Genomic DNA, 26125 nt, shown 5'->3' on the forward strand with positions numbered 1-26125 from the left:
GGCCGACCGATGCGCAGCGATTCCTATCGTTCGAAAGGTTTTTCCTTGGTCGAGATGATGATCTCCCTGGTTCTGGGGCTGCTTATCGTCGGCGGCATCATCAGTGTGACGATGGGTGCGCGCCAGGCCTACAGCATGCAACAGGGCAATAACTTCAATCAGGAGAACGTCCGCTTCGCCGCGGCACGTCTCGCCTGGTCCCTGCGAATGGCTGATTTCTGGGGTGGCGTCAAACCGGGTGCCATTTCACCGACGACCAACACGACTGGCATCGGCGAAACCGGATGCGATGCCGCGTGGGTGCTGAACGTCGGAGATGCCAGCCACCAGAATGGCATCTATGGTTATGACGGCGGCAACAAATTCCCGATCGCAGGCTGCGTCGACGACGCCAACTATGTCAAGGGATCGGACGTGGTTGTGGTCCGTTATGCGGACACGCACGGTTACGACCCCGCCAAGGGGGCTGATACGCCGTCGTTCGATTCGACCGATCCAAACATCGTCCCGAACCAGACCAGCATTTTCATCGTGTCGGGCGTGGGCCAGCAGGCCGCGCTGCTACGCCGTGACGATGCTGTACCGGCGTCGACCCTGCCTAAGCCGACCGGTCGCTACGTCTATCCGTATCAGCTTGAGATGTATTACCTGCGCCCCTGCGCGGACCCCGGTAGCGACGGTGTGTGTGGCACGGACGATGACGGCGATCGTCAAGCGCGGTCACCGTCGCTGGTCCGGTTGCGTCTGAATGCCGCGGGCGGCGTTGTTTCCGAAGTCGTCGTGGACGGCATTGAGCAGCTGAGCTTCGAGTATGCGTCGCCTGTCGGCGGTGCGCCTACCACCAAGCCCGGCAGATGGGTGAAGGCGTCGGATGCCGTGTGGCCCGCCGTCACACAGGTGCGTGCGACCTTCGTTGCTCGCGCCAGCGCCCGCGACGTTCGCCTGCCGCACGCGGGTACGTTCACCCTGAACGCGCACTGCGCCTACGAAATCAAGAACGACGGTTCGATCGGCCATCCGACGACCACCGAGACCAACCTCTGCAGCAATGCGCCCGACAGTGCATATGGCGACAAACCGCAGCAGTACTTTCGCAGCCTGAATACCCAGGTCGTGCTGCTCCGTAACAGAGTACGAGGATGATCCCGATGCCATTCCTTCCCAAGGCGCGCCAGCGAGGCATCGCACTCTTCGTGGGCATGATCTTTCTGCTGGTGTTGTCGATCGTCGCTGTCATCGCGATGCGTGGCACGCTTTCGGAAATGCGCATGGTGACCAACACGGCACGCCACGAGACCGCCTTCGAGGCATCGGAGGCTCTGCGAAGCATTCCCGTTGCGTTGTTCGACGAGCACGTTTATGCACGTGGTTGGCCCGTGTCATTTAAGGGTGATGTGCCCGACTCGGAGTTCACTTATACGACGGATGTGCCATCGGCGCTTCTGGACGAAGCGAAAAAGGCGCTGCAGAAAGACTGCTCCACCAATGCTCCATCGCTGTTTTACGGGCAACTGCAGCCTGCATGCGGAAGCACCAAAGCCGAAACCCTCTACGACCCGAGTACCTGGCGTCCCGACATGGTGGTTGCCATCTGCGATACCGGAACGCAGTCCTGTGCCGGAAACATCGGCGCATCGGTGGCGATCGTCCCGGACGGCACCACTCTGAGCAAAGGCGCCGGCGGGGCGCAGGCCGCGGGCTACCGCGGGCTGGGCGTCGGCTCGGCCAACGGCGGTGCCGAAATGTTCTTCGAAATTCGAAGTGTCGCGACCGCACCAGGTGACGGTGCCGCGACGACGCATACCCAATACCACCAGATGATCCACTGATGGCGCCGAGGATATCGACGATGAAACGTTCCCCCACAGGCCGTCGCGGTCTGCTGATCGGATTCCTTGTGGCCATGGTAGCCAGCGGTTTCGGCACGGTGCCGGTCGTGCGCGCCGATGCGATCTCCGACGCGGCGACGCAGCGTGCCGCCAATTACGCGCTCGACCCGCCGCTGGGCATCGCCGGTGCCGCGCCTCTGGTCATGCTGAATCTCTCGCGTGACCATCAGTTGTTCTACAAGGCGTACAACGATTTCACCGACCTCGACGGCGATCAGGTGCTCGACACGACCTACAAGAACAGCCTGACTTATGCGGGTTATTTCGATCCGAAGCGCTGCTATACGTACGACGCGGGAAATGGGTATTTCACACCGGGCAATGCGGTGGATTCGACCAATTACTGTAGCAAGCAGTGGTCGGGCAACTTCCTCAACTGGGTGTCCATGACGCGCATGGACGAGGTCCGCAAGATCCTGTATGGCGGTCTGCGCTCTACCGATACGACGAGCAATACCGTGCTGGAACGCGCATTCCTTCCTGCGGATGCGCACTCGTACGCCAAATATTACAATGGCGCGGATATCGCCAAGCTCACGCCCTACGATCCCGCCACCGCCGCGCCATCGACGGGTGCAATGAGTCCGTCGAGTCTGACGTCCAGCAACGGCAGCACCGCTGCGGACGGAAACTACGGCAACGTTTCCATCTGGTCTCTTCAGTTGTCTGTGGGTAGCAAACTGACTGCATCCGTGGGTGATCAGATCAAGGTAGTGACGAGCGACAATCAGACCATCCTGGCCCCCGTCCGGTCGGTCACCGGTTCGAACGGCAGCTTCAAGATAACGTTACACATCGAAAGCAACATGGTGACGTCGACCAGCGCGGGCGTGACGACGAACATGGCTTGTACGGGCGCCAAATGCGACACCACGATCGCGACCCTGCGCAACGCCTCGACCTGGACGGTGTACAACATGAGCCAGCAGGGCATCTCGTTCTGCAACTCGTCGCCCGTGCCCAGTGGCAATCAGTTGTCGCAGACATCCAATGCGAATCCTCTGATCCGCATGGCGTTCGGTGACTATGCGCTATGGGGTTCCAATGAGAAGCGCCAGTGCCGCTGGCTCAGCGAAGACAGCAATACGCAGAATGGATTCGTTGATGGGTTTCGGAGCAACGGAAACCGCAACGCCTACTCGGGTCTGAACTCTTCCGCCGAGAACCCGGCCAACACGTCGACTACCAACAGCGGCGAGTTCATCGCGCGCGTGCAGGTTTGTGTTGCCGGAAAAATGGCTACCGAGAACTGCAAGCAGTACGTCAACGGTTCGGCCACGTCAAACAAGCCGGTCGGTCTTCTGCAGAAGTACGCCGAGACCGGCAACATCAAATTCGGCCTTGTTACACCGACATTCGACCACAATGCGTCGGGCGGTGTGCTTCGGGCGGCCCTGCCCGGGCCCGGAGTAAACGAAGGCGACTTCATCAGCAACGAAATCGATCCGAACACCGGCATCTTTCTGACGGGCGCGACGAACAAGGGCATCATCTCGAACATCAATGCCCTCCGCATCTACGGATACAACTACAACGACGGTAACGCCAACTACGGCGGTTCCAATAACGGTTGTGGCTATCAGCAGATCGGCATTGGCAAGACGGCAGACACCAGCAAGGCCATCGTCGCCGAGGGCAACTGTTCGTCCTGGGGTAACCCCATGGCCGAGAGCTATGTCGAGACGCTTCGCTACCTGGCCGGAAAGCAGCCTAACTCGGCCTTTTCCAGCGGAGCGGAAGACAAGAGCCTGGGCCTTTCCGTCGTCGCGACCTGGCAGGACCCGATCAGCGAAGCCAACTTCTGCGCGGCCCTCAACGTCATCAACTTCAATGCAAGCTCGCTGAGCTACGACACCGACGATACTGCCGGTTTCAATGACCTTGCTACCGGAAAGACGGTGTCCAAGTGGACGGATGACCTCGGCACCTCGGAAGGCATCACCGGGAAGAGCTTTTTTGTCGGCAATGTCAGTGGCTCGACGACCGGGGCGGATCTCTGCTCGGCGAAGACCATTTCGAGCCTGTCCGCCGCTTACGGTATCTGCCCCGAGGTCCCCGCGCTCAAGGGTGGCTACCTGATCGCCGGTGCGGCTTACGGCGCGCATGTGATGCCGATCCGTAACCTCGGCAACGATTCCAGTAACAATCCGATCGTCGCGTCGACCGACAAGACTTCGTTGAGAGTCAACACGTTCGGCGTGCAGCTTGCGACCAACACTCCGCAGATCCGCATCGCGGTGCCAAACAGCAATGGCAAGACCGTAACAATCATTCCGGCCTATCGTCTGTCGTATGGCATCAAGACCGGCGGGGTAACCAACACGGTGATCGGCGGTGGCGCACTGGTCGATTTCAAGGTGCTCAGCCAGACCACGTCGGCCACCAAGAACACGGGTACGCTTTACGCCAACTGGGAGGACAGTTTCGCCGGTGGTGACTACGACCAGGACATGTGGGGCATCATCTCTTACGAAGTGACCGCCAACGAGGTCAGGGTGACTACCCGGCCCGTGGCCGCATCGACGAGCAATGGTCAGGGCTTCGGTTACATCATCTCGGGTACGACCAAGGACGGCCCTCACTTTCACTCGGGCATCTATAGCTTCGGCTTTACCGACCCGGCGACGATCGACGTGTACGACGCTACCGGCACGACAAAACTCAACGGTAATGGTGTGATCAATGGTTCGGGCGGGTGCGCCAGCTGCGATGTCAGTAACGCCGCCACCATGGCCAAGTACGCCATCGGTACTACCAGTGCGGGCACGCTGAGCGATCCGCTGCTGTATGCCTCCAAGTGGGGTGGCTTTCGCGTCGACACGAGCAAGGCGGACGGCACAGACACCCCATTCAACAACATGGATCCCACAGACACCAGCAAGTGGGATTCGACGGGCGCCGGTACGCCGGATAACTACTTCCTGGTGAGCGATCCGGGCAAACTTGAGTCCTCGCTGGACGCCCTGTTCCGCAAGATCCTTGCAAAGATCTCGTCGGGCACCGCTGCCGCGACTGTGTCCTCGAGTGCCAATGGTACAGGCGTGACTTATTCCGCGATTTATGAGGCGGAGCGTACCGACACGAACGGCAAGCGTGCCACATGGCTGGGCTCGCTTACCGGCTTGTGGACCGACCAGTTCGGCCTCCTGCGCGAGGACGGCAATCACAACGGTCAGCTGGATGACTACAACACGGATCCGGTGATCCAGTACGCCTACCAAGCGACGACGCAGCGTACCCAGGCCGTTCGCTACACGAGCAAGAGCGACACCAAGTTCGATCCGGGTACCACGACCACGGTGGAACTGTCGGATCTGAATTACCTGTGGAACGCGGAGAGCGCCCTGTGGGATCCGGCGCTGGTCACGGACACCCAGCGCGCCTACGGCACGCCTTTCAGCACGGCAAACGGGCGCTATATCTTTACCTGGATCGATGCCAACGCTAACGGCATCGTCGACGATGGCGAAATCAAGCCGTTCATGTGGGATTCCAAGGGCAGTGACGGTTTTACCTCCACCACATACCGCTTCCTCAATACCGACAAGGTGACGGAAGCGCAGTCGATCATCAGCTGGATTCGAGGTACCGAGAGCAAGGCGCTGCGCAACCGTACGGTGGACTTCGGTACGACCGCGGCACTGAAGGGGCGTGTCGGCCGTCTGGGCGACATCATCAACTCGACACCGCTCGTGGTTTCGGCACCGGCCGAGTCCTACGATTTGCTATACAACGACACGACGTACGCGACGTATCGCACGGCGTATCGCAACCGGCGACAGATGGTCTATGTGGGTGCCAACGACGGCATGCTGCATGCCTTTAATGGGGGGTTCTATAACACCAGTTGCCGGGCATTCACCACCCAGCCCAGCACCAAGGTGTGTACGCCGACCGATCGCGACCCTACCGGCCCGCAGCCCGCGGGCGTGACCCGCACCGCGCATCCTCTGGGCGGTGAGGTGTGGGCGTACGTTCCGGGCAATTTGCTGCCGCATCTTCGCTGGCTGACCGATCCGTCGTATCGTCACACGTACTACGTGGATGGCACGCCGGTCGCGTTCGACGCCAAGGTGTTCCCGACCGGAACGGGCGATTCGGTTCACGTCGGCGGCTGGGGCACGTTCCTCGTGGTGCCCTTCCGTCTCGGTGGCGGCACGATCTCCGTGGATACCTCGACCGACGGGAAGACCACGGCGCCGGTGACATCCGAATCCGCTTACGTCGTCATGGATGTGACCGATCCCGAAAATCCCCCCAAGGTTCTGGCCGAGCTTCGCTTCGCCGGGGCACGTGCGCTGTCGACGCCTGCAGTCGCCATCATCCGCGACGCATCGACTGACGCGCCCAACCAGTTCTATCTGGCCATCGGATCCGGTCCGACGGATGCAAAGCGGGTCGCGTCCTCGGCTAACTTGCGCGTCAATATCTACAACGTGGCCGACCTGGCTGGCAGCAGTCATTCGATCACGCCAGCCAAGTCCTGGGACGCAGGCGCGGACGGTGCGAAGAGCTTTGCGGGCGATCTCATCGCGTCCGATTTCAACCTCGACGGCAAGTCGGAAGGTTTGTATTTCGGAAGCGTGCGCGATGCCGGTACGAATGACTTCGGCGGCGATTTATGGAAAATCGCCATCAATGGCGAGCCGGATGCCAATAAGTGGAAGGGCGGTGTCATGCTCGCCCTGAAAACCGACGCGGCGCCTAATGGTTTGCCGGTGACCGTGCGTCCGACGCTCGGCAATAACGATCGCGGCGTACCGATGATTTTCTTCGGTACGGGTCGCATGTTCACCACGGCGGATAAAGCGACGTCGATGGCCCAGCGGATCTACGGCATCATCGACAACACCTTGCTGGCCAAGACTGACCCGCAGGCGTCGACGGCACCCTCCGCCAGCACGCTGGTCGATGTGAGCGCACTCAATGTCTACGCTTCCGCGGCGGTCGACGGCGTGGCCAAGAATGGGCTGATTCCGGGTGACGTAAACAATTTCACCACCTTGCAGCAGGCCTTCGACGATCCGAAAGTCGCGGGCTGGTACCGGGTGCTTTCCTCGAGCGCCAATAATCCGGCCGAGCGCGTGGTTAGTGCACAATCGTTGCTCGGCGGGCTTCTTTTGACAGCGACCTATGTCCCAGGTACATCGATCTGTACGGGTCTGGGTACCGCTAATTTGTTCGGGCTCAACTACAAGACCGGCACCGCCGATCCGCAGGCCTTCTTTGGTACGACGGGCGGAAAGCAGCTTGCTAATCCGTCGCAGTCGCTGGGCCAGGGTCTGCCGTCGTCGCCAAGCCTGCATGCAGGTAACATCTCGAACGATCCCAACGGCAGCAAGAAAGTCACGGCCTGCACGCAGACCTCCACCGGCGCCATCGTCTGCAAGGACGTCGTGACGCTCGACCCCGTCACCAGTGGCGAAACGTCCTGGCGCGAACCTCTCGGGAACTGATGATGACGCACCAACGGAATGCGCGTGGTTTTACGTTGATCGAACTCGTGATTGCCTTGCTCATCGTAGCGATTCTCGCCGCGGTCGCGATCCCTTCCTACCGACGCTACGTGATACGTGCGCACCGTGTGGATGCTCAGACGGCGCTTGTGGACGTGGCGGCTCGCGAGGAGCGTTTTTACTACACGAAGAACGCGTACTCGGCAAACCTCGTAAGCGACCTTAACGGCAGCGCCGGCATGGCGGGCGATCGCTACACGATCGAGGTCGCCAGCGCGTCGAGCAGTGCTTTCGTCGTAAGGGCCAACGCTCAGGGGGATCAGGCGAAGAGCGACGTGGCCTGCGCCACGCTGACGCTCAACAACCTCGGCGCCCAGGGGTCAACGGGCACCAAGGCCGATGACCCGGCCTGCTGGAGCAAGTGACATGAGCATGCGGCTGATGCCAGCGACGATTGTGCTCGCGCTTCTGCTCACCAGTGCCGCTGCAACGGCGCAGAGCGTGTACAAGTGGACCGATGCCCAAGGGGCGGTTCATTACGCCGACCAGCCTCCCTCTGCGGGTGCGACGGCCAGTACCATCAGGGTCAAGGCGGATGCGAGGGCACCGGTCGCCTCACCCGTTGCCATGAAGGACGGAGATGCGCCTTCATCCGGCGCTCTGGCGCAGGCCGAGGCTGAGGCACGTAAGCGTAACTGCGAACGTGCACGAGCTAATCTTGCGACGCTTTCCAGCGGTGCCCTGCTGGTCGACGGAAACGATCCAGCCAGTGCGAAACGGCTTGACGCCGGCCAGCGCGAGGCGGCGACTCGTACCGCGCAGACGGATATCGGTAACTACTGCGATGGGGGAGGTCGGTAATGACCGTTCACGTCATGCCGCGTACCAGTCGCGGTTTCACGCTCATCGAGCTTGTGGTCACAGTGACCGTGCTCGCCATCCTCGCGGCTCTCGCTGCGCCGAATTTTGCCGATTTCATGCGACGTAATGCGGTGGAGTCACAGGCAAATGAATTTCTCGGCGCGTTGCGTTTGGCCCGTTCCACGGCTATCAGCCAGAACCGCTTCGTGTCGATGTGCCCGAGCAGAAACGCGTCGGCTACCGAGCCGCAATGCGAGGACAGCAACGACTTCAGCGTAGGCTGGATCATGTACACATCGCCGACGTCCGGGGCGGCTTATGCGACCAGCGACAAGCTTGTGCGCGTGGCTCAGGCGGTATCGAACGTATCGTTGCTCGCGCAGAATTCCGGGAAGATCATCACATTCACCGCTCGCGGTGCGTCGCCCGCCGGCGCGCTGAGTCTTTTCCTTTGCGCAAAACGCGGCAGCGGCGCTGCCGGGCAGAGCACCGTGCGTGCGACAGGGCGCCGTTTCGATATCCAGGCATCGGGACGGTCGGGAGTAACCCCGTTGCCCTCATCGGCCGACGCGGACCAGGCCCAGGCTTACTGTAAGCCGACGTGAAAAGGATAGCGAAACGCGGGCGCCCCATTGACGATCGACCGATGGATCCGTAGAATCCCCGGCTCGCGATGGGCGGTTAGCTCAGCGGTAGAGCACTGCCTTCACACGGCAGGTGTCACAAGTTCGATCCTTGTACCGCCCACCATCGGATACTGAAAAACCCGGCCTCGCGCCGGGTTTTTTTTGGCTTTCTCTGTGCTTCCCGCCGGTACAATGCGCCGGTTGCCGCCCCTGGATCCCGCCATGCACGAAGCCCTCGCCGATCTTCACCTGCTGACCCTGACGCCCTGGAAGATCATCGGCCTTCTGGGCACGATCCTGTTCACGGCCCGGTGGTTCGTCCAGTTTTACGCCACCAGGAAGAACAAGCAGGTCACCGTGCCCATGTCCTTCTGGTACCTGTCGGTCAGCGGCAGCATCCTTACCCTGGCGTACTTCATCTGGGGCAAGAACGACTCGGTCGGTATCATCCAGACCGCGTTCCCCATGCTCGTCTCCTTTTACAACGTCTTCGCGCATCTCAGGAACCGCGATACGAAGGAACGGGTCAAGCCTGGCGGCGCCGAGGACAACTGAGGCGGCGGCGGTCGCGCCCCTCTTTCAGTCGGGGTCGTAGTCCAGATACGGGGCCAGCCAGCGCTCCGCTTCGGTCCGGTCCCAGTCCTTGCGCTTCGCATAGTCGTCGACCTGCTCGCGGGTCAGGCGGCCCACCACGAAGTACTGGCTGGCCGGATGCGAGAAGTACCAGCCCGATACCGCCGCGGTGGGATACATCGCAAAGCTGTCGGTGAGCTGCACGGTGGTGTGCGTCGTCGCGTCCAGCAGATCGAACAGGGTGCGCTTCTCGCTGTGCTCGGGGCACGCGGGATAGCCGGGGGCAGGGCGGATGCCCCGGTAGGCTTCGGCGATCAGGGAGTCGTTGTCCAGCGACTCCTCGGGCTCGTAGCCCCAGAACTCCTTGCGGACGCGTTCGTGCAGGCGTTCGGCGAAAGCTTCCGCCAGCCGGTCGGCCAGCGCCTTGAGCAGGATCGACGAATAGTCGTCGTGACTGGCCTCGAAGCGCGCCACGTGCTCATCGATGCCGATGCCGGCCGTGACGGCGAAGCCGCCGACCCAGTCCTGTACGCCGCTGTCCTTCGGTGCGACGAAGTCGGCCAGACAGAAGTCGGGACGCTCCACCGGCTTGTCCACCTGCTGGCGCAGGTGGTGCAGCATCGCTACCGGCTTGCGCTTGCCCACGCCGGGATCGGCGTAAACCTCGATGCTGTCGCCGCTCTGCGCCGCCGGCCAGAAACCGATGACGCCCTTGGCGGTGAGCCATTTCTCAGCGATGAGCTTATCGAGCATCGCCTGCGCGTCGTCGTAGAGCTCCGTCGCCTGGGTGCCGACGATCTCGTCGGTGAGGATGGCGGGGAACTTGCCGGCGAGTTCCCATGCGTTGAAGAACGGCGACCAGTCGATGTAGCGACGCAACTCGGCCAGGTCGTAGTCGTCGAAGACGGTGATACCGGGCGCACGCGGCGTCGGTGGCGTGTACGCCTCCCAGTCGCCCTGAAAGCGTTGCGCGCGTGCCTTGGTCAGGGGTACCAGCTGCTTACCCGTCCCACGGCCCCTGTGGCGCTCACGCACCTCGGCGTATTCGGAGCGCACCTTGGCCATGAAATCGTCGACGAGGTCCTTGCTGACCAGCGACTGTGCGACGCCGACGGCGCGAGAGGCGTCTTTCACCCACACGGTGGGCGATTTGTAGTGCGGCTCGATACGCAACGCCGTGTGGGCGCGCGAGGTCGTGGCACCGCCGATCATCAGCGGCACATGAAAATCCTGGCGCTGCATCTCGCGCGCGACCTGGCTCATCTCTTCAAGCGACGGCGTAATCAGTCCTGAGAGGCCAATGATGTCGGCATTCTCAGCACGCGCGACGTCGAGAATTTTCTGCGTCGGCACCATCACGCCAAGGTCGATGACCTCGAAGTTGTTGCACTGGAGCACCACGCCGACGATGTTCTTGCCGATGTCGTGGACATCGCCCTTGACTGTCGCCAGCACGATCTTGCCGTTGTTCTTCGTCGCGTTCCCCGAGATCTTCTTTTCTTCTTCGATGTACGGGATGAGGTGAGCTACCGCGCGCTTCATGACACGTGCCGACTTCACCACCTGGGGCAGGAACATCTTGCCCGCACCGAACAGGTCGCCGACGACGTTCATGCCGGTCATCAGCGGACCTTCGATGACGTCGAGCGGACGTGCCGACAGCTGCCGCGCCTCTTCGGTGTCCTCCACGACGTACTGGTCGATGCCATGCACGAGGGCATGGGTCAGGCGTTCGATGACGGGCTTTTCGCGCCAGGCCGCCGTCTCCACGGCGACTTCCCCCTTGCCGCCCTTGTACTTGTCGGCAACCTCGAGCAGGCGCTCCGTGGCATCGGCGCGGCGATTGAGTACGACGTCCTCGACGCGCTCACGCAACTCTTCCGGCAGGTCGTCGTAGATCGACAGGCCGCCGGCGTTGACGATACCCATGTCCATGCCCGCGGCGATCGCGTGATACAGGAACACGGAGTGGATGGCTTCACGGACCGGGTTGTTGCCGCGGAACGAAAACGACACATTGGAGACGCCGCCGGAAATATGCGACGCGGGAAACCGTTTTTTCAGTTCGCGCGTGGCCTCGATGAAGTCCACCGCGTAGTTGTTGTGTTCCTCGATGCCGGTCGCCACGGCGAAGATATTGGGATCGAAAATGATGTCTTCCGGCGGGAAGTTCACCTCGTTCACCAGCAACTCGTAGGCGCGCGAGCAGATCTCGATCTTGCGCTCCTTCGTATCGGCCTGGCCGACTTCGTCGAAAGCCATGACCACCACGGCGGCGCCGTACTGGCGCACCTTGCGCGCATGCTCGAGAAACGCGTCGACACCTTCCTTCATCGAGATGGAATTGACGATGCCCTTGCCCTGCATGCAGCGCAGGCCGGCCTCGATGACGCTCCACTTGGAGGAGTCGACCATGATCGGTACGCGTGCGATGTCCGGCTCGGAAGAGATCAGGTTCACGAAGCGCGTCATCGCGGCTTCGGAATCGATCAGGCCTTCGTCCATGTTGATGTCGATGATCTGCGCACCGTTTTCGACCTGCTGGCGCGCGACATCCACCGCTTCTTCGTAGCGGCCCTCCTTGATCAGCTTGCGAAACTGCGCCGAACCGGTGACGTTGGTACGTTCACCGACGTTGATGAAGTTCAGGTCCGGCGTGAGGACCAGCGGTTCGAGGCCGGAAAGGCGGGTGTATCGAATGCTCATGCGGCTTGCGCGGTGTCCCTGGGCTGACGCGGCGGATAAGGCGCGACAGCGGCTGCGATGGCGGCGATATGCGCCGGCGTGGTGCCACAACAGCCACCGACGATGTTGATCAGGCCTTCCTCGGCGAACCCGCGGATCGTCTCGGCCATGCTCTCGGGGCTTTCGTCGTACTCGCCGAACGCATTGGGCAGGCCCGCGTTCGGATGGGTGCTGATGGCGCTGCCGGCAATGCGCGAGAGCATCTGCACATGCGGGCGCAGATCTTCCGCGCCGAGTGCGCAGTTCAGGCCGACGGACAGTGGCTGGATGTGTTCGACCGAGTAGAAGAACGCCTCCGCCGTCTGTCCCGACAGCGTGCGGCCGGAGCGGTCGGTGATGGTGCCCGAGATCATGACGGGGACGCGCGCGCCGAGCGTGTCGAACAATTCGCTCAGGGCGAACAGCGCGGCTTTCGCGTTGAGCGTGTCGAAGATCGTCTCGACCATGATCGTATCGGCGCCGCCTTCGATGAGCGCGCGCGCGGCTTCCACGTAGTTGGCCTTGAGCGACTCGAAATCGATGTTGCGAAAGCCCGGGTCGTTCACGTCGGGAGAGATCGACGCGGTACGGCTGGTCGGCCCGAGTACGCCGATGACGAAGCGCGGGCGGTCCGGCGTGATCGCGGTCATCGCGTCGCAGGCTTCGCGGGCGATGCGCGCGCCTTCGCGGTTCAGTTCGGGCACGAGGTGTTCGAGATGATAGTCGGCCTGACTCACGCGCGTGGCGTTGAACGTATTGGTCTCGACAAAGTCCGCTCCCGCTTCGAGATACGCGGTGTGCACGCCGCGGATGATGTCCGGCTGCGTCAGCAGGAGCAGGTCGTTGTTGCCCTTCAGATCGCATTCGCCCGGGTGGTCGTGCTCGTGCGTGTGCGTGCTGTCGAGGCCGCCGGCGAAGCGATCGCCGCGATAGCCGGCCTCGTCGAGCCGGTGGCCCTGCAACATGGTGCCCATGCCGCCGTCGAGGATCATGATGCGTTCGGCGAGTCCCTTCTGGATCAGGGCGACACGATCGGGATGGAGCCAGGGCAGGGTGCTCATGGGGTGCCTCCGGGCTTGCGGGCAAGCAGACTGATGACTTCGAAATGGGGTGAACGGCGCTCGCGGCTCAGGCGCTCGCAGCTGACCACGTCCAGACCGGCGTTCCGCGCCAGGGCGGTCAGGGCATCGCAGGTGAAGCCGAGGTTGCGATGATCGAACGGCTCGACCACCGCGCGGTGGTCGTGTTCGCCAAGGGTGGACGCCAGCACGCGACCTCCGGGCTTCAGCACCCGCGCCACCTCGCTGAACACGGCTTCGGGACGCTCCGAATACGTGAGGGCGTGCAGCAGCAGGACAAGGTCGAAACGGCCGTCCTCGAGGTCCAGCGCGTGCATGTCGCCCGTACGTACGTCGACATTGCGGAAGGTGCTCAGCCGCTGCCGCGCCGCGTCGACGACGCGTTCCGAACTGTCGATGCAGACGATCGAGTGGGCATGCGGTGCGAGCAGTTCCGCCGTAACGCCATCGCCGGAGGCGATATCCAGGACATCGCCGGTCGCCAGCAACTGCAACAGCGAGCGCGCCAGCGTTTCCCAGGTGCGACCCGGCGAATAATGACGCTCCATGTCGCCGGCGACGGTATCCGCCCAGCCCTCGGCCCGGGCCCGTTGGGCGAGAACCGCGGGAAGCCGTTCGGCATCCTCCTTGAGCAGGGCGTCGCTAAGCGTGTCACGCAGGGAGGCCACCAGGGCGGCGAGCGTAGGATCCGCCTCGGCGTTGGCCCGATAATAGGCCGACACGCCGGCCCGGCGATCGCGCACCAGCTCGGCCTCCTTGAGCTTGGCCAGATGGGTCGACACGCGCGGCTGGGCCAGATGCAGCACGGCCGCCAGCTCGGCGACGGTCAGTTCCTCGCGGTCCAGAAGGGCGAGCAGGCGGACGCGAGTCGGGTCGGCCAGGAGTCGGAGCACCGTGGAGGCCGTCGACAGGTCCATCCTGCATCCTTATATCGCGATAGAAAGATGCGTAAGGATGAGGCCCGCCCCGGCCAGCGTCAAGGCCGCATGTTGCAGTGCAGAGCGGCAAGCTCTCGAACGACCGTTAGAATGACCGGCTAGTCCCCACCCCAAGACTTGCCGTCCTTCCGGCCGGCGCGAGGAATGTCCATGGATTTCCGCTTTACCGACGACCAGCTGTCGATTCAGTCCATTGCCCGCGACTTCGCCCAGAAGCGCATCGCCCCGGTCGCCGCCGAGTTCGACGCGAAGGGTGAGTTTCCCCTGGAAAACATCCAGGAAATGGGTCAGCTGGGCCTGATGGGCATCGAAGTGCCCGAGGAATACGGCGGCGCAGGCATGGATCCCGTGTCCTACGTGCTGGCCATGGTGGAGATCGCCGCGGCCGATGCCGCCACCTCGACGATCATGTCGGTGAACAATTCGCTGTTCTGCAACGGCATCCTCAAGAACGGCACGGAAGACCAGAAGCAGAAGTACGTGCGCGCCATCGCGTCCGGCGAGGCCATTGGCGCCTATGCCCTGACCGAACCGCAGTCCGGCTCCGACGCGTCCAACATGCACACGCGCGCGGTGAAGAATGCCGACGGCGACTGGGTCATCAACGGCAAGAAGAGCTGGATCACCTCCGGTCCGGTCGCTCGCTACATCGTGCTGTTCGCGGTGACGACGCCCGGCATGGGTGCGCGTGGCGTGTCGGCCTTCATCATCGACACGAAGCGGGCGGGTTTTCTTGCCGGCAAGACGGAGCCGAAGCTCGGCATTCGCGCCTCGGCCACCTGCGAGATCGAGTTTCACGACTACATCTGCCCGCAGGAAGACATGCTCGGTGAAGAGGGCAAGGGGTTCGGTATCGCCATGGGCGTGCTGGATGCCGGTCGTATCGGTATCGCGTCGCAGGCGGTGGGCATCGCGCGTGCCGCCTACGAAGCCACCCTGCAGTGGTCGCGGGACCGCAAGGCGTTCGGTCACCCGATCGGCACGTTCCAGATGACCCAGGCCAAGATCGCCGACATGAAGTGCAAGCTGGATGCGGCGCTGCTGCTGACCCTGCGTGCCGCATGGACCAAGGCCCAGACCGACAAGAACGGCGGCCGTTTCGGTACCGAGGCTTCGATGGCCAAGCTGGTGGCGTCGGAAGCCGCCATGTGGATCACCCATCAGGCCGTGCAGATCCATGGTGGCATGGGCTACTCGAAAGAAATGCCGCTGGAGCGTTATTTCCGCGATGCCAAGATCACGGAGATCTACGAGGGTACGAGTGAGATTCAGCGGCTGGTGATTGCGCGCTCGGAGACCGGGTTGCGCTGAGCAATCATCGACTCGAGCGGACACGAACGGGCCCCGGTTATTCCGGGGCCTTTTTTTTGAGGCCGCTGCGGCGACGAAAAAAAAGCCCGGCTTTCGCCGGGCTTTTCATAGGTACTTGCCTTCCGACCTTACGGTCGATCGGTGCCGCGTCGCGGATCCGAATCGAAGGCCCGGACATCGCCGACGTTCGGAGCATGCGGGTGGAGGTTGGTCGGGCCGTTCGGGCCGTCGCCACCACCGTTGCCACCGCCGTGCGGATCGTGGTCGTCGTCATGACCGACGTGCGGCATCTTGTGGGACACCTCATCCAGCTTGTCACCCAGCATGCGGCGAACCGAGGTGTAGAACACCGGGATCAGCAGCAGGCCGAGGATGGTGGCGAACAGCATGCCGCCGATCACGCCGGTACCGATGGCGTGGCGGGAGTTGGCGCCCGCACCGGTGGAAATGGCCAGCGGCAACACGCCGAGGATGAAAGCCAGCGAGGTCATCAGGATGGGGCGCAGTCGCAGGCGGGAGGCTTCCACCACCGCGTCGCGAAGCGTCTTGCCGGCCTGCTGCTGTTCGACCGCGAACTCGACGATCAGGATGGCGTTCTTCGCGGCCAGGCCGATCACGGTGATCATGCCGATCTTGAAGAAGATGTCGTTCGGCAGGCCGCGCAACATTGAGAATACCACCACACCCAGAAGGCCAAGCGGCACCACCAGCAGCACGGCCACCGGGATGGACCAGCTTTCGTACAGGGCGGCAAGGCAGAGGAACACGATGACGATGGACAGCACCATCAGCGCGGTGGCCGAATTACCCGCCAGGATTTCCTGGTAGGACTGGCCGCTCCAGTCGTAACCGATGCCCTTGCCGAGCTTGTCGTTGACGATTTTCTCCATGGTCGCCATGGCCTGACCCGTCGACGAGCCCGGCGCGTTGTTACCTACGATTTCCACGGCCGAGTACCCGTTGTAGCGGGTCAGCGTCGGTGCGGCCATCGTCCACTTCGAATGAACCACGGTGGACAGCGGGATCATCCTGCTGTCGGTGGCCGTCGATGCGCTGGCGACCGTGCTCGTCGTCGAGGACGTGCTGCTGGTGGAGGAGGTCAGCGTGCTCGGGGTGTAGATGTGTGCGAACGCGTCCGTACCCATGCGGTAGGGGGCGTCGGCCTGCATCATCACGCGCTTCACGCGGCCGCCGTACTGGAAGTCGTTGACATAGACCGGCGCCAGCGTGAGCTGGATGGCCGTGTAGATGTCGCTGACCGACAGACCCATCGTCTGAGCCTGCGTACGGTCCACGTTGAGCTGCAGCAGCGGAGCGTCTTCCAGCGTGTTCGGACGGACACCCACCAGGGATTTGTCCTGCGCCGCGGCACCGAGCAGCTGGTTACGCGCCTGGGTCAGCTCGGCACGATCCTGACCGGCACGGGCCTGCAGGAACATGTCGACGCCGCCGAACTGCGACAGACCGCGGATGGTGGGCAGGTTGACCACGAAGATCGTGGCATCGCTCACCGCCTGCATCTGGCCATTCGCTTTGCCGAGGAACTCCGGCACGGTGATGTCGCGATCGGCCCAGTCCTTCATGCGAATGAAGACCATGCCGACGTTTTCGCCCTGACCCACGAAGCTGAAGCCGGAAATCTGGAAGACACCCTCGACTTCCGGGTTCTTCAGCATGATGTTGCGGATCTGCTCCTGCACCTTCTGCGTACGGGCAAGACTCGAGCCCGGCGGGAGCTGCACGATCGCCAGCGCATAACCCTGGTCTTCGTCGGGGACGAAGCTCGACGGCAGCCTGGTGAACAGGAAGCCGGCCAGCGCCGCGATCAGCACGAACACGATCATCCAGCGCGGACCATGGCGTACGGCGGAGTCGATGTGACCCGAGTACGTATGCGTGGTCCAATCGAAGACCTGGTTGAACTTGCGGTAGACGACGTTCTTGCGCTTGTCCGGCTCATGCTTGAGCAGGGTGGCGCAGAGGGCCGGCGTGAAGGTGACGGCGAGGAACGCCGAGAAGCCCATCGAGACCGCGATGGTCAGTGCGAACTGCTTGTAGATGATGCCGGAAGCGCCGGGCTGCAGCGCGGACGGAATGAACACCGCCGCCAGCACCACGGTGATCGCCACGATGGCGCCGGTGATCTGGCCCATCGCCTTGCGCGTGGCTTCCTTCGGAGGCAGGTGCTCCTCCGTCATGATGCGCTCGACGTTCTCGATCACGACGATCGCGTCGTCGACCACGATACCGATGGCCAGCACCATGCCGAACAGGGTCAGCTGGTTGATCGTGAAGCCCAGCGGCGAGAGGCCGATGAACGTACCGAGCAGGGCGACCGGGATGACCAGGGTGGGGATGATCGTCGCGCGGAAGTTCTGCAGGAATATCAGCATCACCAGGAAGACGAGGATGATCGCCTCGACCAGGGTATGCACGACTTCCTCGATCGAGATCACCACGAACTTGGTGGACTCGTACGGGGCGAACCACGTCACGCCGTCCGGGAAGCTCTTGGACAGGTCGTCCATCTTCGCGCGAACCGCATTGGCGACGTCCAGCGCGTTGGCGCCGGGCAGCAACTGCACACCGAAGGCGCCGGTGGGGATGCCGTTGTAGTCGGTGGCGAATCCGTACGTCTGCGGTCCGAGCTCCACGCGCGCCACGTCCTTCAGGCGGACGACGGTACCGTCGTTGTTCGCACGGAGGATGACGTTGGAGAACTCTTCGGCCGAGGTGAAACGGCCTTCCGCCGAGACGGTGGCACTGAAGCCCTGACCGTCGGTCGCCGGATCGGTACCGAGCGAACCCGCCGCGAACTGCACGTTCTGCGCGGCCAGTGCCGACTGCAGGTCGGTGGCCGACATGCCGTAGCCGCGGAGCTTGTCGGGGTTGAGCCAGACGCGCATGCCGTACTCGGCACCCAGCTGGCGGGTGCTGCCCACGCCGGGAATACGAGCGACCTGGTCGAGCACCTGCGAGGACACGATATCCATCAGGCGATGGCTGTCGATGGCCTTGTTGGTCGAGGTCAGGGCGATGAACATCAGGAAGTCGGGGTTGGCCTTGGCCACCACGACGCCCTGCTGGGTCACTTCCGACGGGAGGCGCGGCGTCGCCAGCGACACCTTGTTCTGCACCTGGACCTGCGCGATATCAGGATCGGTGCCGGTGTCGAAGGTCAGCGTGACGGTGGCGGTGCCCGACGAGCTGGACTGCGAGCTGAAGTAGATCAGGTGGTCGATACCCGTCAGCTGCTGCTCGATCACCTGCGTCACGGTTTTTTCGGTCGTATCCGCGCTCGCACCCGGGTAGGTCGCCGTGACGGTGACCTGCGGCGGTGCGATGTTCGGATACGACTCGATACCCATGTTCAACAGGGAGATCGTGCCGCAAAGGCTGATCAGGATCGCCAGCACCCACGCGAAAATGGGGCGGTCGATGAAGAAACTCGGCATGACGAAACTCCCTTACTGCTGGCCGGCCGGCGCGGCGGGGGCGCCTGCCTGAGCCGGTGCAGCAGCTTGCTGGGCGGGGCTGGCCTTCACGGGCGAGTTTTCCTTCGCCTTCGGCACGCCCTGAACGATGATCCTGTCACCCGGCTTCAGTCCGCCGGTGACGACCCAGTTGCTGCCCGAGATGCGATCGGTCTGGACCGGGCGACGGACGGCGGCGGAGTCGATGGTCTGCTCCTTGCCGTTCGCGTCCTTCACCGTGGCCTTGTCGACGACCATCACATAGGCCGAGTTGGCGTCGCGCAGAACGCCGGCCTGGGGCACCAGGTAGACGTTGTGCAGGCTGCCGAGGTTGGCCTTGACCGTCACGAACTGGCCCGGGAGCAGGCGCGTGCCGGTGTTGTTGACCAGGGCGCGCAGGTCGACGGTGCCGGTCTGCGGGTTCACGGTGGCGGACGAGAAGTCCATCGCGCCCTGCTCGCCGAAATCGGAACCGTCCGGGAGCTGGATGCGGACCGTGGACTGGCTGGTGTCGCTGAGCGTGACATTGCCCTTGGCGGCGGCCCCGCGCATGGTGTCCAGGTCGCTGACGGACATGTTGAAGTTCACGTAGACCTTGTCGATCTCGTCGACCTGGGTCAGCAGGGTGGTGTCGCTCTGGCCGACGAGTGCGCCTTCCGTGACCTGCTGGCGGCCGGCACGACCGTCGATCGGGGAGACCACATCGGTGAAGCCGAGGTTGATCCGGGCCGACTGGACGTTGGCTTCGGCCTGCTTGACCGAGGCGTTGCCGGTGCGCTCGTTGGCTTCGGCCGTATCCAGATCCTGGCGGGAGATGTAGTTCTTGCCGATCAGCCCGCGCGAACGGTCGGCCGTGGCCTTGTAGTTGGCCGCGGCGGCCTTGGCGGAAGCCAGGGCGGCAAGCTGGGCGTTGAGTTCGGCGGTCAGCGGCTGCGGATCGATCTGAAACAGCTTCTGGCCGGCCTTCACGTCCGTGCCCTCGTCATACAGACGCTTCAGCAGGATGCCCGGCACGCGGGCGCGCACATCGGCGGTGCGGAAGGACGAGACGCGACCGACCTGATCCTGGACGAGGGGAACGTCCTGAGGCTGGACGGTGATGACGCCGACTTCGGGCGGAGGCGGCTGCTGGGGCGCCTCCTGCTTGTGGCAGGCGGCAAGCGCCGCGGTGAGGCCGAGGGCCATCAGGGACGTGCGCAGAGGCAGGGGATTCATGAAAACTCCGTTCCTATTCCAGGTTTCTTAATCTTTCGCGGCCGGCCATCCGTGGGGATGTCGTACGCGTGCATAAATACGGTTACCGCATGTCTCGCCCAGTCGTCCTGTGCCTTCTGGCTCCTCGCCCGCATGCCGAAGAGGCGACGATCCCCCTCGAGCCCGTGCAGCATGGCCAGGAACAGCTCGGCGGCCACCTCCGGGTCGTCCCGGCGCATGTCCCCCGCGTCCATCGCTTCGGCCATGCAACGCGACAAACGCACCGCGACCGTGCCGATCGCCGTGCGGAAGAACGTCTTCGCAGCGGCCGGGAAGCGCGGTGCTTCCGCGATCAGCATCCGGCCCAGCGCGACGTGCTCGTGATCCATCACGTAGGTATGGTGCGCCTCTGCCAACGCATACAGCGTGTCGGCCAGACCGCGGCTCTCGGGTGCGAGGCTCGCGTGCAAAGGGTGGGCGAGTTGTTGGACGGCGGCGTGAAACAGGGTGTCCTTGTTCTCGAAATGCGCGTACACGGTCTGCTTGGACACGCCCGCCTCGCGTGCCACCGCCACCATGCTGACGCGGTAACCGTCGCGCAGGAAAAGGGCGCACGCCGCCTGAAGCACCCGCTGCTGGTGATCCGAAGCGGGGCGTGACTCCAGGTGCGACATTAACTTTACCTGCTGGACTATACCGTCCAGTTTAGAATCTCCCTCGGACCAGCGTCAACGGGCAATAGCGCCATTCGCACGCGAATTGTTGCGTTGCAGCTTCGCCCGAGTCCGAAGCCATGCTGTCCGTTTTCCGAAACAGTGCACGGATAATGTCGCGGCGCAGTGAAAAAGCACCTTATCCGTTATGTCTGACGGTGTGGCTACATGCCACGTGTGGGAGCTATGCTTTCACGGATTTCTTTCCCGTCCCCACATCGATATCCGCCCATGAATGCGATTCGCACCGCCGAAAGCGGCCAGTTCGAAGCCCTCGTCTTCGATGAACTGAAAAAGATCGACTACCCCGCGGAGCGCCTCAACGAGGCGCGCTTTTTTATCCAGGCCTTCTTCGAGCGCATCGCGCCGGCCGATCACGCGCTGCACGCCCCCGACCGCTGGGCCGCCCTGATCGCCGACCTGCTGACCTTCGCGCGTGAGCGCACGCCGGGCAAAGCGAAGGTCCGCGTCTACAACCCGGGCCTGTCCGGCACCCGCGCCGTGGTCGAGGTCGTCACCGACGACATGCCCTTCCTGGTCGACACCGTATCGATGGTGGCCGCCGCGCACGCCGACGTGCACGCGATCATCCACCCGGTCGTGCCTGTGGTCCGGTCCGCCGCCGGGGTGCTCGAGTCGATCGGCGCCGGCGAGAAGACCGAGTCGCTCATGCGTTTCGAAATCGACCGCATCGACGACACCGAACTGGAGAACCTCAGGGCCAACGTCGAGACCGCGCTCCACGACGTGCGCGAGGCCGTCGACGACTGGCGTGCCATGCGCGGCAAGATGAACGAGATCGCCGACGATCTTGGCAGGCGCTCCCTGCCGTACACCGCCGAGGAGGTCCGCGAGGCCAGCGACTTCCTGCGCTGGGTCGCCGACGACCATTTCACCTTCATGGGCTACCGCGAGTACGAAGTGGCGCCGGGGCAGGGCGACGAGGTGCTCAAGACCGTCGAGGGCTCGGGCCTGGGCATTCTTCGTGCCGCGGAGCGCTCGCTGGCGCCGCGATCGCTGCGCACCCTGGTGGCCAGCGAACTGCCGCGCTCGGGTTCCACCGACGCCATCATCCTGACCAAGACCAATGCCCGTTCGCCGATTCATCGCGCGGGCTACATGGATTACATCGGCGTCCTCAAGTTCGACGACAAGGGGCGCCCGGTCGCCGAGCAGCGTTTCCTCGGTCTGTTCTCGTCCAACGCGTACATGGCGCACCCGCAGCATGTGCCCCTGGTGCGCGACAAGTGCGAAGCGGTGATGAACCGTTCGGGCCTGAAGCGCGATTCGCATTCGGGCAAGGCGCTGCGGCACATCCTCGATACCCTGCCGCGCGAGGAGCTTTTCCAGTGCAGCACGGACGAGCTCTACGCGCTGGCCACCGGGCTGCTCGAGCTGGCACAGCGCACGCGCACGCGCCTGTTCATCCGCCGCGACAGCTACGGCCGGTTCTTCTCGTGCCTGGTGTTCATCCCGCGCGACCGGTTCAATACGACGGTTCGCGAACGTGTCGAGAACGTCCTGCGCGACGCGTTCCACGGCGAACACGTGGATTCCGCCGTACTCATGGGTGAAGCCGCGCTGGTTCGCCTGCACGTGGTGGTTCGTCCGCGCATCGGCGACCACCCGGTTTACGACGCCGTGAGCATCGAGTCGCAGATCGCGTCGATCGCGCGCAACTGGTACGACGACCTGCGCGATCGTCTGATCGCGACGGTGGGCGAGCAGGAAGGGATCATCCTGGCCAACCGTTACGGCAAGCTGCTGCCGGCCGGGTACGTGGACGAGGTGTCGCCGCAGGTCGCCGCCGCCGACGTGCGCGCCCTGGCCGGCCTCGACGGCCCCGATGCCATCAGCATGTCGTTCTACCATCCGTCGCACCGTCCGGAAGAACTCCGTTTCAAGGTGTATCGCTCGGGTTCGGATATCGCGCTGTCGGAGGTCCTCCCGCAGCTGGAAAACCTCGGCCTGCGCGTGCTCACCGAGCACATGTATGAAGTGAAGGCCGGCGACAGCCGCCTCTACATCCAGGATTTCGAAGTGCAGCCGGTGGGTCGTCTCGCCTTCGAGGTCGAGCAGGTCGGCACCTTGTTCGAAGACGCCTTCGAACAGATCTGGCGCGGCAACGCGGAGAACGACGGCTTCAACCGTCTCGTCCTGGGCGCGAAGCTCGGCTGGCGTCAGGTCGCGGTGCTGCGCAGCTACACCAAGTACCTCCAGCAGGCGGGTGTCGCGTTCTCGCAGGCGTACATGGAAGACGCACTCAATCGCTATCCAGCCATCGCGGGCCTGATCGTCGAGCTGTTCAACGCACGCTTCGACCCACGCCGCGAAAGCCTCGACGCCACGGAGCGCGCGTGGGCCGAGAGCATGTTGTCGCACGAGATGCACACGCTGATCGGCGCGGAGATCCTGTCGGCCCAGCCAGGTCTCATCGGCAACCTCATCGCATCGCTGTCGCGTCCGCGCGACGAGCAGGTGGCAGCGGTCGAAGAAGCGATCAACGCGCTGCTCGACAACGTGTCCAGCCTCGACGAAGACCGCATCCTGCGCAGTTACATCGCGCTGGTGCACGCCACGCTGCGTACCAGCTTTTTCCAGGCCTGGGATGGCGTGTTCCGCCCGTACATCAGCTTCAAGTTCGATTCGCACCAGGTGCCCGATCTGCCCAAGCCGGTGCCGTTCCGCGAGATCTTCGTCTACGCGCCGCGTGTCGAGGGTATCCATCTGCGCTTCGGTGCGGTGGCACGTGGTGGCCTGCGCTGGTCCGACCGTCGCGAGGATTTCCGTACCGAAGTCCTCGGTCTGGTGAAAGCCCAGATGGTGAAGAACACGGTCATCGTGCCGGTGGGTTCCAAGGGTGGCTTCTTCGTGAAGCGTCCGCCCGTCGGTGGCGATCGCGATGCGCAGCTCGCCGAGGGCATCGCGTGCTATCGCATGTTCATCAACGGCCTGCTCGACATCACCGACAACCTCGTCGAGGGTGCGGTGCTACCGCCGCATGATGTGATCCGCCACGACAACGACGATCCGTATCTGGTCGTCGCCGCGGACAAGGGCACGGCCACGTTCTCCGATATCGCCAACGCGATCTCGACCGAACACGGCTTCTGGCTCGATGACGCCTTCGCCTCGGGCGGCTCCAACGGCTATGACCACAAGGGCATGGGCATCACGGCGAAGGGTGCGTGGGAGTCGGTCAAGCGCCACTTCCGTGCGCTGGGCCGTGACTGCCAGACCGAGGATTTCACGGTGGTCGGCGTGGGCGACATGTCGGGTGACGTGTTCGGCAACGGCATGCTGCTCTCGGAAAAGATCCGCCTGCTGGCCGCCTTCGACCATCGCCATATCTTCCTCGACCCCAACCCGGACTCGGCGACGTCCTTCGCCGAGCGTGCGCGCATGTTCGCGCTGCCGCGCTCGTCGTGGGAAGACTATGACAAGTCGCTGATCTCGGCCGGTGGTGGCATCTGGCCGCGTACGGCGAAGTCGATCCCGGTGTCGCCGGAAATCAAGGCCGTGCTGGGTATTCGCAGCGACGCGACGCACATGGCGCCGACCGACGTCCTCTCGGCGATCCTCAAGGCGCCGGTGGATCTGCTCTGGAACGGCGGTATCGGCACCTACGTCAAGGCGACCAGCGAGACGCACGCGGACGTCGGCGACCGCGCCAACAACGCGCTGCGCGTGAACGGCAACGAGCTGCGATGCAAGGTGGTGGGCGAGGGCGGCAACCTGGGTATGACCCAGAAGGGTCGCATCGAAGCCGGCCAGGCCGGGGTGCTCCTCAATACCGATTTCATCGACAACTCGGCCGGCGTGGATACCTCGGATCACGAGGTCAACATCAAGATCCTGCTCAACGACGCCGTCCAGCGCGGCGAGCTGACCTTCGAGGGCCGCAACAAGCAGCTGGCCGAGATGACCGATGAAGTCGGCCGCCTCGTGCTGTGGGACAACTATCGTCAGAACCAGGCCATCACCGTGATGGAGCACCAGTCGGTGCGTCGTCTCGGTTCGATGGCTCACTTCATCAGCACGCTCGAAGCCGAAGGCATGCTCGACCGTGCGGTGGAATCGCTGCCGACGGTCGCCGAACTGGCGGAGCGCAAGCTGCGCGGTCAGGGCCTGACCCGCCCGGAACTGTCCGTGCTGCTGTCGTACGACAAGATCCGGCTGTTCCAGCAGCTGCTCGATTCGGACGTGCCGGAAGATCCGTATCTGTCGCGCGAACTGGTCCGCTACTTCCCCGTGCCGTTGCACGAGAAGTACGCCGAGCACATGCAGCGCCATCGCCTGAAGCGCGAGATCATCGCCACCGCGGTGACCAACTCGACGATCAACCGCATGGGCGCGACGTTCATGATGCGCATGCAGGAAGACACGGGCCACGGTCCGGCGTCGATCGCCAAGGCGTACACCGCCGCACGCGAAATCCTCGATGCGCGAGAACTGTGGGCCGAGATCGAGAAGCTCGACGGCAAGGTCGCGGAAGACACCCAGATCGACGCGATCCTGCAGATCTGGTCGTTGCTGCGTCACCTGACCCGCTGGCTGCTCAACCGTCCGGGCGGCACACTCGACATCGCCGCCAACGTCGATCGTTTCGCCAGCGAAGTGACCGTCTTGCGCAAGGCGCTGCCCGATGCCCTGACCGATACCGGCCGTGGCGACTTCGGCGCGAGCCAGGAGAAGTGGGAAGGCCTCGGCGTCCCCGGTGAGCTGGCGGTTCGTCTTGCCCGCGTACCGGTGCTGCGTGCGGCGCTGGACATGGTCGAAGTGTCGAAGCAGAGCGGTAAGGACATGGCGACGGTCGCTCGTGTGTTCTACGAGCTGGCCGAGGCACTGGACCTCGACTGGCTGCGTGGGCAGATCGAGGCCCTGCCGGTCGAAGGTGCCTGGCATGCGCAGGCGCGTGGTTCGCTGCTGGACGAGCTCAACGCCCAGCATCGTGCCCTGGCCCTGCAGGTGCTTTCGGTCGCCGGCGACCGCACGGACATCAGCCCGGTCAAGGCCTGGCTGGAGCGGGACGATGCCACGCTGAAGTACACCCGCGCGATGCTGGCCGAGATCCTGACCCAGAATGCGGACTACCCGATCGCCTCCGTCGCGGTCCGTCGTCTCGCGCAGTTGGCGCAGATTCCGGTGTAAAAAGGCGGGCTCCCATCAGGGCAAGGCATTGCCCTCCTGGTGGGAGCCGCATAACCGGAGGAACACGTCGGTCCGGTGGGAGGCCGCCTGCTGACGATTCCGCGACAGCGGGAAACCCCACAGGAACCTGCGGCAAC

15 protein-coding genes and 1 tRNA gene are annotated in these 26125 nt (G+C 63.5%); 10 read left to right on the forward strand and 6 right to left on the reverse strand.

Annotated elements, in window-relative coordinates; genetic code table 11:
• Positions 1-9: 9 nt before the first annotated feature.
• The 8 genes from J2X57_RS15605 to J2X57_RS15640 all read left to right on the forward strand — a co-directional run bounded on the left by J2X57_RS15605 (position 10) and on the right by J2X57_RS15640 (position 9387).
• Positions 10-1143, forward strand: coding sequence for a PilW family protein (locus J2X57_RS15605; RefSeq protein WP_309868528.1), 1134 nt, complete (start codon positions 10-12; stop codon positions 1141-1143).
• A 5-nt stretch (positions 1144-1148) separates the two neighbouring features.
• Complete coding sequence (locus J2X57_RS15610) at positions 1149-1829, forward strand: PilX N-terminal domain-containing pilus assembly protein (protein ID WP_036111462.1); 681 nt, start codon at positions 1149-1151, stop codon at positions 1827-1829.
• 20 nt (positions 1830-1849) lie between these two features.
• Positions 1850-7345: a PilC/PilY family type IV pilus protein gene (locus tag J2X57_RS15615; RefSeq protein ID WP_309868530.1), complete on the forward strand. Its 5496-nt coding sequence runs from the start codon at positions 1850-1852 to the stop codon at positions 7343-7345.
• A 2-nt stretch (positions 7346-7347) separates the two neighbouring features.
• Positions 7348-7770: a type IV pilin protein gene (locus J2X57_RS15620; protein ID WP_036111464.1), complete on the forward strand. Its 423-nt coding sequence runs from the start codon at positions 7348-7350 to the stop codon at positions 7768-7770.
• 1 nt (position 7771) lies between these two features.
• Positions 7772-8206 carry a DUF4124 domain-containing protein gene (locus J2X57_RS15625; RefSeq protein WP_036111465.1) on the forward strand — a complete coding sequence of 145 codons (435 nt, stop codon included), beginning with the start codon at positions 7772-7774 and terminating at the stop codon, positions 8204-8206.
• Positions 8206-8811 (forward strand): GspH/FimT family pseudopilin, encoded by a 606-nt coding sequence (locus J2X57_RS15630; RefSeq protein WP_051943399.1) that lies wholly within the window; start codon positions 8206-8208, stop codon positions 8809-8811. The genes J2X57_RS15625 and J2X57_RS15630 overlap by 1 nt, the downstream gene beginning before the upstream one ends.
• Before the next feature lie 70 nt (positions 8812-8881).
• Positions 8882-8956: transfer RNA gene (locus J2X57_RS15635), tRNA-Val, on the forward strand.
• Positions 8957-9054: 98 nt separating this feature from the next.
• Positions 9055-9387: a lipid-A-disaccharide synthase N-terminal domain-containing protein gene (locus J2X57_RS15640; RefSeq protein ID WP_036111467.1), complete on the forward strand. Its 333-nt coding sequence runs from the start codon at positions 9055-9057 to the stop codon at positions 9385-9387.
• A 24-nt stretch (positions 9388-9411) separates the two neighbouring features.
• Here the strand turns inward: J2X57_RS15640 and metH are convergent, their stop codons facing one another.
• Genes metH through J2X57_RS15655 form a run of 3 tightly spaced genes read right to left on the reverse strand, consistent with a single transcriptional unit; the run spans position 9412 to position 14125 of the window.
• Positions 9412-12111 (reverse strand): methionine synthase, encoded by a 2700-nt coding sequence (gene metH, locus J2X57_RS15645; protein WP_309868537.1) that lies wholly within the window; start codon positions 12109-12111, stop codon positions 9412-9414.
• Complete coding sequence (locus J2X57_RS15650; RefSeq protein WP_043695147.1) at positions 12108-13190, reverse strand: homocysteine S-methyltransferase family protein; 1083 nt, start codon at positions 13188-13190, stop codon at positions 12108-12110. Before J2X57_RS15650 ends, metH begins: the two co-directional genes overlap by 4 nt.
• On the reverse strand, positions 13187-14125 hold the full coding sequence (locus J2X57_RS15655) for a metalloregulator ArsR/SmtB family transcription factor (RefSeq protein ID WP_036111480.1): 939 nt from the start codon (positions 14123-14125) through the stop codon (positions 13187-13189). The genes J2X57_RS15650 and J2X57_RS15655 overlap by 4 nt, the downstream gene beginning before the upstream one ends.
• 165 nt (positions 14126-14290) lie before the next feature.
• On the opposite strand from J2X57_RS15655, the gene J2X57_RS15660 reads away from it, so the two are divergent.
• Positions 14291-15457, forward strand: a complete 1167-nt coding sequence (locus tag J2X57_RS15660) for an acyl-CoA dehydrogenase family protein (protein ID WP_309868540.1) — start codon at positions 14291-14293, stop codon at positions 15455-15457.
• Between the two features lie 128 nt (positions 15458-15585).
• Here the strand turns inward: J2X57_RS15660 and J2X57_RS15665 are convergent, their stop codons facing one another.
• Genes J2X57_RS15665 through J2X57_RS15675 form a run of 3 tightly spaced genes read right to left on the reverse strand, consistent with a single transcriptional unit; the run spans position 15586 to position 20798 of the window.
• Positions 15586-18912 carry a multidrug efflux RND transporter permease subunit gene (locus tag J2X57_RS15665; RefSeq protein WP_081907401.1) on the reverse strand — a complete coding sequence of 1109 codons (3327 nt, stop codon included), beginning with the start codon at positions 18910-18912 and terminating at the stop codon, positions 15586-15588.
• A gap of 12 nt (positions 18913-18924) precedes the next feature.
• Positions 18925-20145: an efflux RND transporter periplasmic adaptor subunit gene (locus J2X57_RS15670; protein WP_036111486.1), complete on the reverse strand. Its 1221-nt coding sequence runs from the start codon at positions 20143-20145 to the stop codon at positions 18925-18927.
• Positions 20142-20798, reverse strand: coding sequence for a TetR/AcrR family transcriptional regulator (locus J2X57_RS15675; RefSeq protein ID WP_309868545.1), 657 nt, complete (start codon positions 20796-20798; stop codon positions 20142-20144). Before J2X57_RS15675 ends, J2X57_RS15670 begins: the two co-directional genes overlap by 4 nt.
• A gap of 270 nt (positions 20799-21068) precedes the next feature.
• On the opposite strand from J2X57_RS15675, the gene J2X57_RS15680 reads away from it, so the two are divergent.
• Complete coding sequence (locus J2X57_RS15680; protein WP_309868547.1) at positions 21069-25988, forward strand: NAD-glutamate dehydrogenase domain-containing protein; 4920 nt, start codon at positions 21069-21071, stop codon at positions 25986-25988.
• Positions 25989-26125 lie beyond the last annotated feature (137 nt).

Source organism: Luteibacter sp. 1214, assembly GCF_031455395.1.
GTDB lineage: Bacteria > Pseudomonadota > Gammaproteobacteria > Xanthomonadales > Rhodanobacteraceae > Luteibacter > Luteibacter mycovicinus.